This is a genomic window from Sphingomonas sp. QA11 (assembly GCF_028473665.1).
GTDB lineage: Bacteria > Pseudomonadota > Alphaproteobacteria > Sphingomonadales > Sphingomonadaceae > Sphingomonas > Sphingomonas phytovorans.
Window position 1 is genome coordinate 1,553,360 of record NZ_CP098774.1, and the last position, 16,276, is coordinate 1,569,635.

The following is a 16,276-nucleotide window of genomic DNA, read 5'->3' on the forward strand; positions in this document are numbered from 1 at the left end:
CCCTGATATCTTCCGGCTCCGGACTCTTGTATTCCCGCCGGGGGCGATGCAACCCCTGCGCGGATGCACAGCGACACGGATCTGGAAACCATTCTGCTGGGGCCGGTTCTCGCTGACCGTGCCTGTGGCGATTGCGTGGCGTGCTGCACGGTCCTCACGGTGGATACGCCCGACTTCAAGAAGCCGGCGGGAACGCCTTGCGGTCACCTCACGTCGCATGGGTGCGGCATTCATTCGGTGCGGCCCCATATCTGCCGAACATGGTTCTGCGCCTGGCGAAGGGTCGCGGACATGCCCGACGAAGCCCGGCCGGACCGGTCAGGCCTTCTGGTGTCGCTCAATTTCGAGCACGAGCCGCGCAACTGCTTCGAAGGTGTTTCGATCAACGTCCGCGCGCTCGCCGGCAGTGACGCGATCGACAATGGCATGGCGGCAACCGTCCTCGACAGCCTGTGCGATCAACTGATCCCCGTGTGGTTCAGCGACGGGGCGAAGAAGATGCTGATGCACCCCGAGGACGAGGTCGCCCGCCTGGTCCTGTCGGGAGAAGCTGCCCCTGCGCATCTGCAGGATGAGGTGGCGGCGTGGCGCGAGCGCTATGGTGTGTTCGCGGCAAACGGCTAGGTCGGATCGCGCTGACAAGCCCACCCACAAGCAGGCGGCTTATCAGCGCGACGATCATGCTCATATCAGCTCAGCGTCCTCCGCGCCTCCGCGCGAACGATCATCTCTGGGCTGCCAACGGATCGGTTCTGAGCGTCGACGAACCCTGGACGTTGGCGCGCCGGTCGTCCCGCGTTCAGGGCTTGGCGTTGCCGGTCGAGCTAGGGCCGGAGTTCGTACGATAGCGATCGAACCAGGCAATAATCGCGGCTGCTTTCGCTGCTGACTGCGATGGCCTTGATGCGAGTCCGCCATGGCTCGCGCCCGGGACCTTGACCAGGGCGGTCGGCACCCCGCGGATTTGAAGCGCAGCGTAATATTGTTCGGATTCGGAGACTGGCGTGCGATAATCCTCGCTGCCGACCACCACCAGGGTAGGCGTTTTTACGTTGCCGACGAGGCTGAGGGGCGAGCGGCTCCAATAGCTCATCGGATCTTCCCAGGGCAGCTTGGTGAACCAATAGCGTGACGTGAACAGCGTATTGTCCATCGTCAGCGCTTCACTGACCCAGTTGATGACCGGCTTCTGAGTCGCCGCCGCCTTGAACCGGTTGGTCTTGCCGACAATCCAGGCGGTCAACACACCGCCGCCCGAGCCGCCGGTCACGAACAGATTGTTGGGATCGGCGGTCCCGTCGGCAATCGCTGAATCGACCGCCGCGATCAGGTCGTCATAGTCGGCGGAGGGGTAGGCCTTGTCGATAAGATTGGCGAACTCCGCACCGTAGGAGGTCGATCCGCGCGGGTTGGTCCACAGCACGGCATAGCCCGCGGCCGCATAGAGTTGGATGTCGGTTGCGAAACTCGGCCCGTAGGCGGCGTTGGGGCCGCCATGGATCTCCAGGATCAGCGGCACCCGCTGGCCCGGCACCCGGCCGGCCGGCGTCGCAAGCCAGGCGTCGATCGGTTTTCCGTCAGGCGCCGTCACGGCAATTTTCCGTACTGAAGCGAGCGCCTTCGATTCGGCCATCATCGCGTTCAGGTGAGTCAACTGGCGGGCTTTGCCGCCGGCCCAGACCCAGACGTCGGCGGGGGCTTCCGCATTGCCGCCCGTAAACGCGATGGTGCCACCGCGCGAGACGGAGAAGTCGCCGCCGGTATAGGGCCGGTCGAGACCGCCGCCCTGGACATTATCGACCAGTGGCGTGGTTTTGCCATCGAGGCCGATGCGCGCGATCCGGCGTTTTCCATGATCGTCATAGCTGGCGTAGAGTTTGCGTCCGTCCGCCGCCCAGACGACGTCTTCGATCCCGCGATCCAGCGATGCCGTGAGCGAACGCGGGCCGGCCGTGTCGCGGTCGCCGACATAGAGCTGGACGTTTTCATAGCTCCGCCGTTTGTCGTCGAAGCCGAGCCAGGCGATCCGGCTTCCGTCCGGGGACACGCGGGGCTGGGCGTCCGGTCCGTCGCGCGTGGTGAGGGTACGCATCGCGCCGCTGGCAACGTCGATGGCGATCACATCGGAATTCATCACCTGGCGATCGGCCTCCGGTCCACGGATCGCGGCGAACACGATCGTGCGTCCGTCGGGCGTCCAGGATAATGGCCCGCCATCGTCGAAGGCGCCGAAGGTGAGCTGTCGCGGTGCACCACCCTCCGCCGCGACCACGAACAGATGATCGCGGCCCGGCTTGACGTATCCGCCGCCGTCATTGCGATAATTGACCCGGTCGATGACGGTCAGCGGCTCAGCCCATTTGGCACCTTCGGGCTTTGCCGGCGCCTTGCCGAGCGTGGTCGGCTCGCCCGCAACGGTGGCTACATAGGCGATCTGCTTGTCATCGGGCGACCAGGCGAGCGCCTGCGGGTCGCCGGGAAAGCTCGTGATCCGCGCGCTGGCGCCTGTCGCGACCCAGCGGACGAACAATTGGGATCCTTCGCCATCGGCCGCGACATAGGCGATGCGCGTGCCGTCCGACGACCAGCGCGGGCTGCCTCCTTGCGCCGCAAAAGGCGTCTGGCGGCCGGATGCGACGTCGATCAGCCACAAGGACGACTGCATCCGGTCACTCATCACGTCGGCGGCGCGCCGGACATACACGATCGTCCGCCCGTCCGGGCTGATCTGCGGGTCCGCGGCGATCGACAAGCCGAACAGGTCAGCCCCGGTGAAGGTGCGCGTCGCTTCGGTGGGCGGCGCGGCGTTCGGCTGCTGCTGCGCGATTGCCGGGGTCGTTGCCAGGATCAGGAGTGCGAAGGGCAGGCGCAAGACGAGGCTCCTTGGATAATGTGCGCTCGATCATGCCCGATCGTTGCGGTGATGCAACCGCGAGATATTTCTCCCGGCGTGCGAATGTTCGACTTCGACATGGCTTGCTGTAAGTTGGAGTTGGATCGCTAGAGTTGAAACCACCCCGTTCGGCCCGAGTAGCCATCGAGCCTGTCGAGATGGCGTATCGAGGGGTGGGCGTTTCATGTGTTACCTTTGCACCGGTACGGCTCCCACTCGGCGCTACCTACAATGGTCTTGACCTCCTTTTGCCGCGCAGCCTGCTGGTGCGCCCCGATGCGCCCCGATGCGCCCCGATGCGCCCCGATATAAATTGCTGTCGATCATTTGGATGTTACCATTGTGGGCGGCTGTGATGGCGTTCATCAGCTGGTCCCACATGCCCGCTTTCTGCCATCGGGCTAAGCGGTTGTAGCATGTCGTGCGCGGGCCATAGCGCTCGGGCAGGTCACGCCAGGGCGCACCGGATCGCAGCACCCAGAAAATGACGTTCAGCGCGAGCCGGTCATCTATGCGCGGCACGCCTCGCAGCTTGTTGGAAAGCCGCAGCTTGATCATGCGCCATTCGAAATCAGTCGGGTCACATGGGCTCATGCCGATGCTGAATCTGCATTCAGCGAACTACAAAAGCAGCGAGGAGGTTATCGATACGATGGCAGATGTTTAGCAATGGCGGGTAGTCTGGGGTTCATGTCGATCTGCTTCGAAAAATCGCAAGATGCTTGGTTCGCGCAAGGCGGCAAATACGAGATGCACCGTGAAGGTCGGCGAGTCGGTCAGCGCTTCACCCTACTTGTGAATGGTCAGCGTGAAGCATCGTTCTTCGCATGGCCCGAACAGGCACCTGGTTCTGGCGGCCCAGAGTATACATGGACACTTGGGGTGTCGCATAAGACTGCGGAAACAGCAGTAGGTTTCGAAACATACGCTTCGCTGTTCACTTCTTTCTTGAAAGCCTATCAGAACACGACGGGGCTGCCGCTCGGCTCCGTGAACATTGCTTTTGATCCGGATATTGAAAGAAAAGCTCTGGATCAGTGGGGACCGTAGAAACGTAAGATTTTAACCGATATCGGACATTTCAGATTTAGCGGTTCACAACCTAATAGGAGGCGCGGGTTTCGCTGGACACATATGCTTGATTCAACAGGAGCATGAACAATGCTGGATGTAGCCCGGCGGTGCTTCGGCTTGCCGCCCGGCTCTTTCTCATTGTGGTTCGAATGCTGGAGGCATTTCTTCCGTTGATCAGCGGTAAAGTCGCGTCGTTTCCCTGAAATTCCCGCGCGTTTTTCCGCTGTTATGCGATAACAGGGAAAAACGTACTCAAGACGTTGGTTTCTGGTGTGAAAATACCGTTGAAAATCCAACATAACAGCGGAAGAAAAAACGGATCGGCGAACAGCGGCATCGCCGGCTTCAGGAAGGTCGCTGGCGGGATGCTGGCCTTTTGGGCGTTTGATGTCCTCGTCGCCGAGCGCGAAGCTGAATCAGCCGCATCTGCCAAAGCACGGTTGACCCCGCGACAAAAACCAAGCATCTGCGCCCGCCTCTGGCCCGATGGCGGAGTGGTGACGCAGAGGACTGCAAATCCTTGCACCCGGGTTCGATTCCCGGTCGGGCCTCCACTTCCTTGATATAAATCGTTTCCTCCCCTTGCGGGGCGAAGCGGAGTCCGCACCGATCCCGCTTGACGCGGGTCGGGTGCGCACGGGATGATCGCATCATGTTATCGATCTTCCTGACGCCAGATTATTTTCCGTTCGCGGTGGCCTTCGTCGTCATGCTGGGGATCGGTCTGGTCGAAGCGGTTGGTCTCGGGCTTGGTCATCTCGATCTCCATCCGGGCATTGACGGCCATGCCGATTTGGACGCGCACGGCGTGCTGGACTGGTTGGGCCTTGGCGGTGGGTTGCCGCTTCTGATCTGGCTGACCTCGCTGCTGTGCTGTTTCACGATCGCGGGCGTCGCGGTGCAGCAGATCGCCACGGGAGCCTTGGGCGCGCCACTTCACTGGGGCATTGCCTCGGCCGCCGCGCTCGCGACCGGCGGATTCGCCAATGTCTTCGTCGCGCATGGGCTAGGGCGAATCATGCCCGGCTACGAATCCAGCGTGATTGACACCGGGGATCTGCTCGGTCGTCGCGGGATCATCCTGGAAGGCACCGCACGCCGCGGCTTCCGGGCGCGCGCGCGGGTCGTCGACCAGCATGATCAGGCCCATTATGTCATGGTCGAACCTCATGACGACGCCGATACCATCGCACAGGGCGAAACCGTCCTGCTCGTGCGCCGCGAAGGCGTGATTTTCTATGCAATGCCGGAAAACCATCCGACCTTGCGCCCGCTGTTGTAACCACCCGCTGTTATGGCGACCTCTGTCAAAACGATTCGTCCTTAGGAGAACCCGGTGCCCGCATCTCTGCTGAACATCCTGATCTATGCAGGCATCGCCATTATCGGCCTGATCGTCATCATGCTGATCCTGACGCGGCTCTATCGTCGCGCCACCAAGGATGTGGCGCTGATCCGGACCGGCTTCGGTGGCGAGAAGGTCGTTCTCAACGGCGGCATTCTAGTCTTCCCCGTGCTGCACGAATTGATGCAGGTTCGCCTCACGACGGTGAAGCTCGAGGTATCGCGTCTCAACAAGGACGCGCTGATCACACTCGACAAGCTTCGCGTCGATGTGGTCGGCCTGTTTCACATCAAGGTGAAGCCCGACGCCCAGTCGATCGCCGCCGCCGCCCAGACGCTCGGCGAATCGGTCAACAGCCCCGATGCGGTGAAGGCGCTGCTCGACGGCAAGCTCGTCTCGGCACTGCGCTCGGTCGCGGCGACGATGACGATGGAGCATCTCCACGCCAACCGCGCCGACTTCATCCAGAAGGTACAGGAGGCGCTGATGACCGATCTGGACATGAACGGCTTCCAGCTCGAATCGGTCTCGATCACCCATTTCGACCAGACCGCGTTCGAGCATTTCAACGAGAACAACGCATTCGACGCTGAAGGCCTCACCGTGCTCACCCGCACGATCGAGGAACGCAAGAAGATCCGCAACGATATCGTCGCGACCAACCGGGTCGAGATCGAGCAGCGCAACCTCGATGCCAACAACCAGTCGCTTGAGATCGCCCAGGCGGCCGAGCAGGCGCGGCTGACTCAGGAACAGACGCTTGCCGCCCGCCGCGCGGAGCAGGCGACCGCGATCGCAACCGCAGAGGCCGAGCAGACCCGCCTCGCCGAGATCGCGCGCATCACCGCAGAGCAGGCGCAGACCGTGGCTCAGACCGAGGCCGACAAGGTCATCCAGACTGCGACTATCGCGCGCGACGGGGCGGTGCAGACGGCGACGATCGAACGCGACCGCAATATCGAACTCGCCCGAATCACGACGGCGGTGCAGACGGCGCAGAAGTCAGAGGAGGAATCGACGGCTACCGCCGCCGCCAACGAGGCGCGCGCGCATGCGATCCGCGCCGAGGAAAGCGTCGCCACAGCCAAGGCAACCGAAATCGCCAACCGTACGAAGAACGTCGCGGTTATCGCTGCTACGCAGAAGGCCGAGGAGGAGGCGGTCCAGATCACCGTCGCGGCCCGCGCCGAGAAGGAAGCCGCGGAAGCCCGTGCCATCGCGCTTCGCACCGAGGCGACCGCCGAGGCCGATGCCGAAAAGGCCCGTGCCGAGGGCCGTGAGGCAGCGTTCAAGGTCGATGCCGCCGGCCAGACGGCGATCAACGAGGCGACCAACGTCCTCAACGATGCCCAGACCGCATTGCTGGTCCGCAAGGCGATGCTCGAGGCGCTGCCGGGGATCATCGCCGCGGCGAGCAAGCCGATGGAGCAGATCGACAAGATCAGCATCGTCGACGCACGGGGCCTGCACGGCAATCCGGGAGCCGCGGATGGCGGGGAAGGGGGTGGCAACCTCGCTGACGCGGCGGTGGCGGCCGCGATGCGCTACCGCGTCGGCGGACCGCTTATCGACACGCTGATGGCTGAACTCGGCATGGGCGGCGCGACGATGAACAGCCTGCTGGGTGGCGCTGCGTCTGCCCCTGCAAGAAACGTCGGCGAAGAGGCGGATTCTTCAGAATAGGCGGCGGATGGTTTGTCACGCCTTCGGAGAGCGGTCGTCCCCCGTACCAAGAAGCTGTGTGCTGAAATCATCCTTGACCATTCGCCGCCCGCAGCCGCGGCAAACGCTTTCGCGTCGTCCGTCGACGAGGCGCGAATGCCTGCTCGATCGCACATGATGGCCCGTCGCGCATCGAAGCAGCTGGATAAGGTGCATCTGGAGTCCTCCCGTTGCTCTGACTCAGCGCCCCTGGTGCACGCTGCATAGCACAATGGAGATGACAAGGCATTGACGTATGAATGAATTCGTCCTGCCAATCCGTGCGTTCGCCCCATCGTGGCACTCGGACGCCGCCATGATAATATCGCTGCGGCCGCGCTTGGCGTGAAGGCAAGCGCGCGATACAAGCCGCGCAGCGACAACATGTGTATTGCATGACTAAAACAGTTGTGCGACAGGGTGACCCAATGGAAATGACCGCAACCGATTCATCTCGCTTCGAGGCGATGCGCCACGCGATGGTGGCAAGCCAGCTGCGTACCAACGCGGTAAGCGATCCGCGCATCGTGACCGTGATGGCCCGCGTCCCGCGCGAGGCGTTCCTGCCGGCCGAGGTGCGGGAGATCGCCTATCGAGACACCGCCGTGCCGCTTGGCCGCGCGCGGTTCCAGAACGTGCCGATCGCGACCGGGCGCCTGTTGACCGAGGCCTATCTGCTGCCGTCCGACCGGGTGCTGCTGGTCGGTGCGGCCGGGGGCTATACCGCCGCCGTGCTGGCCGAACTGGTCGCGCATGTCGTCGCGGTCGAAAGCGATCCCGTGCTCGCCGCCCAGGCGCGTGAGGCGCTTGCCGGTCGTGCCAATGTCACCCTTGTCGAGGGCCCGCTCGAAGCAGGGCACGCGGCCGATGCGCCTTATGACGTGCTGGTGATCGACGGCGCTGTCGAACATGTACCCGATGCGCTGGTCGCACAGCTCGCCGCCGGTGGCCGTGTGGTGACCGGCATCGCCGATCGCGCCGTCACCCGACTCGCATCGGGCCGCAAGTCCGGCGGGGGCTTCGGCCTGCTCGATTTCGCCGATATCGATTGCGTTCCTCTTCCGGGTTTCTCCCGGCCCAAGACCTTCACCTTCTGAAAGATGCCGCGACCTATGCGACGGATCCATTTGCTAACCGGTGTTGCGGTACTGTTGACAACGACAGCCCCGGTGGCGGCGGAGACGCTGCGCGAGGCCTTGGTCAAGGCATATAACACCAACCCGACGCTCGCGGCCCAGCGCGCCAATGTCCGCGCGATCGACGAGAATGTGCCGATCGCCCGCTCCGCCGGGCTGCCGTCAGTCAGCCTGACCGGCGGCTATACCGAGAATGTGCTCAAGGCGGCGAACAGCTTCGTGGCGCCCGACCGCCAGTTGACCGGATCGTCGACGCTTTCGGTTCCCATCTATAGCGGTGGCGGGGTGAAGAACTCGGTGCGTGCCGCTGAAACGCGCGTTGAGGCCGGGCGTCTCAGCTTGCGCGGTACCGAGGCTGATCTCTTCACCGCTGTCGTAGGCGCCTATATGGACGTCATTCGCGACGAAGCGATCGTCTCGCTTAACGAGCAGAATGTGAAGGTGCTCGACGTCAACCTGCAGGCGTCCAAGGATCGCTTCCAGGTGGGCGACCTGACCCGTACTGACGTTGCTCAGTCCGATGCCCGCCTGGCGGTTGCGCGCAGCCAGCTTCAGACGGCGCAGGCCCGGCTGATCTCAAGCCGCGAAAGCTATATCCGCCTGGTCGGTACGGCACCGGGAAATCTGGAAGTGCCGCCCGCACTGCCCAATCTTCCCGCTGATCCGGACTCCGCGGTCCAGGTGGCGGTTGATCACAACCCGGTGCTGCTCGCGGCGCAGAAGAATCGCGACGCCAGCGGTTTCGATATCGACGTGGCCCGCGCCAACCGTTTGCCGACGGTCAACGTCAATATCGGCGGCAACTATTATAATTATCTTGGGTCGCTCGGCTCGGGAACCGGCGTGGCTGTCGGTCAATCGGGCACTTCGGCTAGCGCCGGACTGGGATTGACGGTGCCATTGTTCCAGGGCGGTCGACCGGCCGCGCAGGTTCGACAGGCGCAGGAGCGTCGCGCCCAGGCCTCCGAACAGGTTACCGAGACGGAGCGCGGCGTAATCGCCCAGGCGCGCTCGGCCTATGCGGTGTGGAAATCGTCGCTTGAGGTGATCGCCTCGTCGGAAGTCGCGGTGAACGCGAACAAGCTCTCGCTGGAAGGCGTCCGCGCCGAGAACAGCGTCGGCAACCGCACGATCCTGGATATCCTGAACGCCGAGCAGGAACTGCTCAACTCGCAGGTGACGCTCGTGACGTCGCGGCGCGACGCCTATGTTGCCGGCTTTGCGTTGCTCGCGGCGATGGGCGATGCCGAGGCGAAGGATCTCGGGCTCGACGGCGGGCCGCTTTACGATCCGATCGCGCATTACAAGAGCGTGCGCGGCAAGATCTGGGATTATGGTTCGCAGCCGGATCCGGCCCTGGTCGGCACCAGCACCGTGCAGACGCCGGCTCAGGGCTCGGTCGTCACCCGGCCGCTCGATCCGATCCTCGATGCCCCTGTAGAACCCGCAGTTGACACGACGGGCCCGAATCCCGCAGGTGTCAGGAAGTAAGGACCGCTGACGAGCGGTCTTAGGGCACGGGGTTCGTTCGATGGGGGATATCAGCGCGGAGCCTTCGATGGAGGACATCCTCTCGTCGATCAAACGCATCATTGCCGAAGAAGGCGAGAGCGCCACCGCGAGCCGCGCTCGTCGCGTGGCGCGCACCACTGTCGCGCCGCGCATCGATCCCGCGTCGTTTGGGCATGACGAGATCCTCGAACTCAGCGATCCGGTGCGATCCATCGACGAGGAAGTTCCCATGATCGATGAGGAGGAACCGGTGGCCCGCTCGCCCGTTGTACCAGCCTCGATGGCGCCTCCTCCGAAGACACCCGCAATCCCAGTGACCCAGGCTGATCCGATCCTGTCGTCCCGTGCGGCCGAGGCGAGTCGGGGTTCGCTCGACGCGCTGTCGCGCATGGTCGTGAAGCCCGAGGTCCAGGGCAGCGACACGCTCGAGGCAATGGTGCGCGAGATGCTCCGCCCGATGCTGCGCGACTGGCTGGACGCCAATTTGCCCGCGATGGTGGAGACGATGGTGTCGCGCGAGATCGCCCGGATCACCGGCTCGCGCTGAGCTTTCGGCGTTGACTTGAATATGGCGGTGTCGTGCGCGACTCGCGCCCGTCGAGTGCGGTTTGAGACGTTTATCCTCGATACTCCCGATGGCTGCTCGATGCTGCCGTAATCTGAAATTGCGCGGTTACGATAGCGCGTCCCCCGATTGCGGGCCGCGCGCCCTTCTGCTCTATCGGGAGGCATGAAAATGCTTCTTTCCGCGAGTATCCTCGCACTCACCGCCGCCACCGCGCCTGCCTATGCGCGCCAGCTCACCATCGATGACGTCTCGATGCTCTCGCGCGTCGGATCGCCCACCGTTTCGAAGGATGGCCGCTGGCTCGTCTGGCAACAGCGCGAGACTGACCTTTCCGCCGATCGCGGCCGGTTCGACCTGTGGCGGCTCGATCTGACGAAGAAGGGGGCCGCGCCCGAGCACCTCGTCGCGGAGCCTGACGTCAACGAAACCAGCCCCCAATTCTCGCCTGATGGCAAGTCGGTGTACTTCCAGTCGGATAAGGGCGGCGATGACGCCGTCTGGGTGGTCGGGGTGACTGGCGGCGCGCCGAAACAGGTGACCGGCTTCAAGGGCGGGCTCAGCGGCTTCAAGGTCGCCCCGACCGGCGACAAGCTCCTCGTCTGGGCCGATCGTCGTCCCGGTGCCCCGAGCCTTGAGCCGGCTATAGTCAAGAAGGATGCGAATGCCGGTGCCGGCCGCACCTATGATCAATTGTTCGTTCGCCATTGGGATACATGGGCGGACGGCACCCGGTCGCAGCTCTTCGTCCTGCCGTTGACCGCCGAGGGTGCGGCTGGCAACGGCGTCGCGATCGAAGGCGCGCTGGTCGGCGATACGCCATCGAAGCCGATGGGCGGCGGCGAGGAGGTCGACTGGTCGGCGGACGGCAAGACCGTGTTCTTCGCACTGCGCGAGGCTGGCCGGATCGAGGCGACCTCGACCAATCTCGACATCTTCTCCGCTCCGGCGGATGGCTCCGCGGCTCCGACCAACCTGACGTCCGACAGCCCCGGCATGGACAATCTTCCCACGGCCTCGCCCGACGGCAAATGGCTTGCCTATTTCTCGATGAAGCGGGCAGGCTACGAGGCCGATCGCCAGGTGTTGATGCTGCGCGATCTGGCCACCGGTCAGGTCCGCGCGCTGACCGAAAGCTGGGACCGCTCGGTCGCCTCGATCACCTGGGCCGACAATGGCAGGACGATCTACGTCACCGCCGACGATACACAGGAAACCCCTGCTTTCGCGGTGGACGTGGCGAGCGGCAAGATCGCCCGGCTGACTCAGGAAGGGCATGTCTCCTCGATCAATGTCACGCCCAAGGGGCTGGTGCTGGCGATGAACAGCCTCACCGCGCCTGATGATTTCTACCTGCTCTCAGGCAAGAAGACGGCGCGGCTTACCTCGGTCAACGCAGCGAAGCTGGCCGATATCGAGATGCCGACGGTTACCCGCTTCAGCTTCACCGGCGCGAACAACGACATTGTCTGGGGCTATGCGGTGAAGCCGGCCGGCCTCGCCGCCGACACCAAGGTGCCGGTCGCGTTTATGGTCCATGGCGGACCTCAGGGGTCGAGCAACAATAGCTGGTCCTATCGCTGGAACCCCGCCGTGTTCGCGGGCGCGGGTTTCGGCCTGGTCGCGGTCGATTTCCATGGATCGACCGGCTATGGTCAGGCCTTCACTGATGCGATCCGCAACAACTGGGGCGGCTGGCCGCTCGAGGATCTGCAAAAGGGCCTCGCCGCAGCGACGACGAAATTCACCTGGCTCGACGGTGGCAATGCCTGCGCGCTGGGTGCTTCCTATGGCGGTTATATGATGAACTGGATCGAAGGGCAGTGGCCCGATCGCTTCAAATGCATCGTCCAGCATGACGGCGTGTTCGACGCCCGCGCCATGGCGTACGAGACCGAGGAGCTGTGGTTCGACGAATGGGAACATGGCGGCAAGACCTATTATGAGGATCCCGCCGCGTTCGAGAAATGGAACCCGGTGAACTTTGTCGACAAATGGAAGACACCGATGCTGGTCATCACCGGCGAGAAGGACTTCCGCATTCCCTACACCCAGGACCTTGCCGCCTTCACTGCGCTCCAGCGCCGCGACATCCCGTCGCGCCTGCTGGTGAATCCCAATGAGAACCACTGGGTGATGAAGCCGAAGAACAGCCGCCAATGGTATCGCGAGGTGCTCGGCTGGATGGACAAATGGACGGGGAAGAAGGTGCAATAACCCTTTCCGAAGATGGGTGGGGCTACTATCTTCAACTCGGAGGCCATGATGACCAAGGTGATGCCGAAAATCCGTGCCAGCGATTTGCAGACCAAGCGTATCCGCTCGCCGGACGGACAGATCATCGCGGTCAAGGTCGTTCAGTCCGATAGTGACACGCTTGAAGCGGATTTCCTTGCCGCCTTCCGGTCGAATGTGCGGCGGATAAGGGATGAACGCCGCGATCGGACGGTTGATGCAGCGGTCACTCCGGAAGGTTGAACGACCGATACTTTGGATCATTGCCGGGCCGAACGGGTCCGGCAAGAGCACGCTGTATAATCGTACCGATATCGAGGACTGGGGCGGTTCCGTATGGATCGTGAACCCCGATCTCCTGACCGCCAGATTGCAGACCGTGGAGAAGCTGGCGCTGGATGTCGCCAACGCGGCGGCGCTTGATCGCATCCAACGATGGCTGGATGCCTCGATCGAGGTTCACCAGACGATAGGGGTTGAGACGGTGCTCTCGACCTCGAAATATCGCGCCCTGATTGAAACGGCGCGCGGCAAGGGCTTCGAGATACGCATGCTGTATGTCGTATTGGATTCTGCTGACCTGCAACTCAGTCGGATCCAGATCCGCGTCGTGGAAGGCGGTCATGATGTCCCAAAGGAGAAGGTGATCGACCGGCGGAGGCGCTCCTTCGGTCAACTGGCGCTCTTTGCAAAGCATCTCGATCGCCTGATGATTTTCAACAATTCAACCGGAGCGCCTTCGCTGGCGGCGTATAAGCGGTTCAAGCAACCGCTTCAGCTTCTGGAGCAGCTTCCGATCGATCTGATGGCCGCGCTGGTTGCCGGTCAGGTAGCGATGGAGGAACGCGCCAGCGATTGACCGCCGCGTCGCCGCCGTTAAGGCCATTCGCATCATGACCGAGCTCCCGAAAACCTTCGACCCCGCTGAAATCGAGTCCCGCTGGTATGCGCATTGGGAGGGGGAGGGCCTGTTCCACCCCGATCGCCCGAGTGCCGAGCCCTGGACGATCGTCAACCCGCCGCCGAACGTGACGGGCAACCTCCACATCGGCCACGCGCTCGACAACACGCTGCAGGACATCCTCGTCCGCCACGCGCGATTGAAGGGCAAGGATGCGCTGTGGGTGGTCGGCACCGACCATGCCGGTATCGCGACTCAGATGGTGGTCGAGCGCAACATGGCGCTTCATCAGCAGAAGCGTACTGACTTCACCCGCGAGGACTTCATCGCGAAGGTCTGGGAGTGGAAAGCCGAGAGCGGAGGCAGCATCACGCGGCAGCTTCGCCGTCTCGGCTGCTCGATGGACTGGGCGAACGAACGCTTCACCATGGACGAAGGCTTCAGCAAGGCTGTGCTGAAGGTGTTCGTGGATCTCCACAAGCAAGGCCTGCTGTACCGCGACAAGCGGCTAGTGAACTGGGATCCGGGCCTCGGCACCGCCATCTCCGACCTTGAGGTCGAGACGCGCGAGATCAATGGCCAGTTCTGGCACCTCCGCTATCCGCTGGAAGATGGCAGCGGCCACATTTCGGTCGCTACCACCCGGCCGGAGACGATGCTGGCCGACATGGCTGTTGCGGTGAACCCGACCGACGAACGCTACACGGCGCTCATCGGCAAGAACGTCAGGCTGCCGATCACCGGCCGCCTTATCCCGATCGTTGCCGACGAGCATGCCGATCCCGAACTCGGCTCTGGCGCGGTGAAGATCACGCCGGGCCACGACTTCAATGATTTCGAGGTGGGCAAGCGCGCCGGGTTCAGGGCCGGCGACATGCTCAACATGCTCGACGCAAAGGCGGAGGTCACGCAGACCGCTGACGGGCTGATCCCGGGCGACCTGATCGGTCTTACCAGCGCCGAGGCGCGCAAGCGGGTCGTCGCGCTGATCGAGGCCGCGGGATTGCTGGAACGAGTCGAGGATCGCGTGATCCAGACGCCGTTCGGCGACCGCTCCGGCGTGGTGATCGAGCCGTGGCTGACGGACCAATGGTATGTCGATGCCGCGACGCTGGCGAAGCCGGCGATCGAGGCGGTAAAGTCCGGCGCGATCAAGGTCGTCCCCAAGACCTGGGAGAAGACCTATTTCAACTGGATGGAGAACATCCAGCCCTGGTGCGTGTCGCGCCAGCTCTGGTGGGGGCACCGTATCCCGGCCTGGTATGGCCCCAAAATCGAAGCCAATGATCAAGGGTTCAAGGTACATATTGTCGAAGGCGGTGAAACTCCTTGGTGGAATTTTGTCTACCTAACGGAAGCGGAGGCTATCGAAGGTGCTCGGCAGAAATACGAACAGATCACAGGCCTATCCGTTCAATTCCGAATAATCGACCAGTCGGAGGTCAAATATCAGTTTGATGGAAGTTTCGTCCGAGCAATTGATGCTAAAACGCTCGAAGTGGATTTGTTTCGCGAGACTGATGTTCTCGACACCTGGTTCTCATCCGCACTCTGGCCCTTCGCGACACTTGGCTGGCCTGAGGACAGCAACCCGACGCTCCATGGCCGCTACCCCAATGACGTGCTGATCTCCGGCTTCGACATCCTGTTCTTCTGGGATGCGCGGATGATGATGCAGGGCATGCACTTCATGAAGGACGTGCCGTTCCGCACGCTCTACCTTCACGGCCTGGTCCGCGCGGCGGACGGGCAGAAGATGTCCAAGTCCAAGGGCAACACGGTCGATCCGCTCGGCCTGATCGACAAATACGGTGCTGATGCGCTGCGCTTCTTCATGGCGGCGATGGAAAGCCAGGGCCGCGACATCAAGATGGATGAGAAGCGGGTCGAGGGGTATCGCAACTTCGCGACCAAGCTATGGAACGCCGCGCGTTTCTGCCAGTCCAATGGTATCGGCGCCAGCACCACGCTCGAGGCGCCCGAGGCTGCGCTGGCGGTCAACCGCTGGATCATCGCGGAGACGATCGAGACGGTGCAGGCGGTCGATATCGCGCTGGCAGACTATCGTTTCGACGGCGCGGCGAATGCCATCTACCAGTTCGCATGGAGCCGTTTCTGCGACTGGTATATCGAACTGATCAAGCCGCTGCTCGGCAACGCGGAAGGACCGGCGACCGGCCCTGAGGCCGACGAAACGCGCAAGGTTGCTGGCTGGGTGCTCGACCAGATGCTGGTCCTGCTCCATCCGTTCATGCCGTTCATCACGGAGGAACTGTGGCATGCCCTGGGCGAGCGCGAGTCCGATCTGATCGTCGCGAAATGGCCAATGGCCGATGCCCGGTCGATCGATCCTGAAGCGAGCAAGGAGATCGACTGGCTGATCCGCCTCGTCAGTGACGTTCGCGCGGCGCGCAACGAATTGAACGTCTCCCCCGGCGCGCGCATGCCCTTTCATGTTCGCGATGCCGATGCGACGACCCTTGCGCGGCTGGACCGGCAGGCCCCGGCAATCGCGCGACTGGCGAGGATCGATCGGGCCGAAGGCGACGCTCCGGCAAGCGGTGCGGTTCAGGTGGTTATCGACGAGGCGACTTTCGTCCTCCCGCTTGAGGGCGTGATCGATCTCGACACGGAACGGGCCCGCCTGACCAAGGGGATCGAGGCGGCTGCCAAGGAACGCGACTCGCTTGCCGGCCGGCTGGGCAATGCGAGCTTCGTCGAGCGGGCCAAGCCCGAGGCGGTCGAGAAGGCGCGCGCCGATCACGCGGAGAAGTCTGCCGAGGCCGAACGCCTGACCGCGGCGCTCGCGCGGCTGGGTTAAACCTCTTCCCCTCCCTGCAAGGGAGGGGCTAGGGGTGACCGAGAGAAAGTCGGGGGCTCCCCGGCTTTTTCTTCCTGCCCCATGCGAGACGCG

13 protein-coding genes, 1 tRNA gene and 1 pseudogene are annotated in these 16,276 nt (G+C 63.1%); 12 read left to right on the forward strand and 3 right to left on the reverse strand.

Going from position 1 to position 16,276, the window contains the following annotated elements; genetic code table 11:
- Nucleotides 1-63: 63 nt before the first annotated feature.
- Nucleotides 64-624, forward strand: coding sequence for a YkgJ family cysteine cluster protein (locus NDN01_RS07105; protein ID WP_272626660.1), 561 nt, complete (start codon nt 64-66; stop codon nt 622-624).
- 175 nt (nt 625-799) lie between these two features.
- Here NDN01_RS07105 and NDN01_RS07110 read toward each other — a convergent pair whose 3' ends face one another.
- Together NDN01_RS07110 and NDN01_RS07115 are read right to left on the reverse strand one after the other, a co-directional pair.
- The gene (locus tag NDN01_RS07110; protein WP_443025203.1) at nt 800-2,872 is read right to left on the reverse strand and encodes a S9 family peptidase; all 2,073 of its coding nucleotides are present in this window, start codon (nt 2,870-2,872) and stop codon (nt 800-802) included.
- 249 nt (nt 2,873-3,121) lie between these two features.
- Nucleotides 3,122-3,487 (reverse strand): annotated as a pseudogene (locus NDN01_RS07115) (transposase); the annotation flags it as partial.
- A gap of 96 nt (nt 3,488-3,583) precedes the next feature.
- Here NDN01_RS07115 and NDN01_RS07120 point away from each other — a divergent pair.
- Nucleotides 3,584-3,943 carry a hypothetical protein gene (locus NDN01_RS07120; protein WP_272626661.1) on the forward strand — a complete coding sequence of 120 codons (360 nt, stop codon included), beginning with the start codon at nt 3,584-3,586 and terminating at the stop codon, nt 3,941-3,943.
- Nucleotides 3,944-4,193: 250 nt separating this feature from the next.
- Here the strand turns inward: NDN01_RS07120 and NDN01_RS07125 are convergent, their stop codons facing one another.
- Entirely contained in the window at nt 4,194-4,433 is a 240-nt protein-coding gene (locus tag NDN01_RS07125; protein WP_272626662.1) for a hypothetical protein, read from the reverse strand.
- Between the two features lie 14 nt (nt 4,434-4,447).
- Between NDN01_RS07125 and NDN01_RS07130 the strand changes: the two genes are divergently transcribed.
- The 10 genes from NDN01_RS07130 (at nt 4,448) to NDN01_RS07175 (ending at nt 16,183) form a co-directional block, all read left to right on the forward strand.
- Nucleotides 4,448-4,521 (forward strand) — tRNA-Cys (locus NDN01_RS07130).
- Between the two features lie 140 nt (nt 4,522-4,661).
- On the forward strand, nt 4,662-5,249 hold the full coding sequence (locus NDN01_RS07135) for an OB-fold-containig protein (RefSeq protein ID WP_336298355.1): 588 nt from the start codon (nt 4,662-4,664) through the stop codon (nt 5,247-5,249).
- Between the two features lie 54 nt (nt 5,250-5,303).
- Nucleotides 5,304-6,995: a flotillin family protein gene (locus tag NDN01_RS07140; protein ID WP_272626664.1), complete on the forward strand. Its 1,692-nt coding sequence runs from the start codon at nt 5,304-5,306 to the stop codon at nt 6,993-6,995.
- Nucleotides 6,996-7,441: 446 nt separating this feature from the next.
- Nucleotides 7,442-8,110 carry a protein-L-isoaspartate O-methyltransferase family protein gene (locus tag NDN01_RS07145; protein WP_272626665.1) on the forward strand — a complete coding sequence of 223 codons (669 nt, stop codon included), beginning with the start codon at nt 7,442-7,444 and terminating at the stop codon, nt 8,108-8,110.
- A gap of 15 nt (nt 8,111-8,125) precedes the next feature.
- Nucleotides 8,126-9,640, forward strand: a complete 1,515-nt coding sequence (locus NDN01_RS07150) for a TolC family outer membrane protein (RefSeq protein ID WP_272626666.1) — start codon at nt 8,126-8,128, stop codon at nt 9,638-9,640.
- Between the two features lie 67 nt (nt 9,641-9,707).
- Nucleotides 9,708-10,208 (forward strand): DUF2497 domain-containing protein, encoded by a 501-nt coding sequence (locus NDN01_RS07155; protein ID WP_443025204.1) that lies wholly within the window; start codon nt 9,708-9,710, stop codon nt 10,206-10,208.
- Nucleotides 10,209-10,391: 183 nt separating this feature from the next.
- Nucleotides 10,392-12,443 carry a S9 family peptidase gene (locus NDN01_RS07160; RefSeq protein WP_272626668.1) on the forward strand — a complete coding sequence of 684 codons (2,052 nt, stop codon included), beginning with the start codon at nt 10,392-10,394 and terminating at the stop codon, nt 12,441-12,443.
- A 45-nt stretch (nt 12,444-12,488) separates the two neighbouring features.
- Nucleotides 12,489-12,704, forward strand: coding sequence for a hypothetical protein (locus NDN01_RS07165; RefSeq protein WP_272626669.1), 216 nt, complete (start codon nt 12,489-12,491; stop codon nt 12,702-12,704).
- On the forward strand, nt 12,655-13,320 hold the full coding sequence (locus tag NDN01_RS07170; RefSeq protein WP_272626670.1) for an AAA family ATPase: 666 nt from the start codon (nt 12,655-12,657) through the stop codon (nt 13,318-13,320). The genes NDN01_RS07165 and NDN01_RS07170 overlap by 50 nt, the downstream gene beginning before the upstream one ends.
- A gap of 34 nt (nt 13,321-13,354) precedes the next feature.
- The gene (locus tag NDN01_RS07175; RefSeq protein WP_272626671.1) at nt 13,355-16,183 is read left to right on the forward strand and encodes a valine--tRNA ligase; all 2,829 of its coding nucleotides are present in this window, start codon (nt 13,355-13,357) and stop codon (nt 16,181-16,183) included.
- The last annotated feature ends 93 nt before the right edge of the window (nt 16,184-16,276 follow it).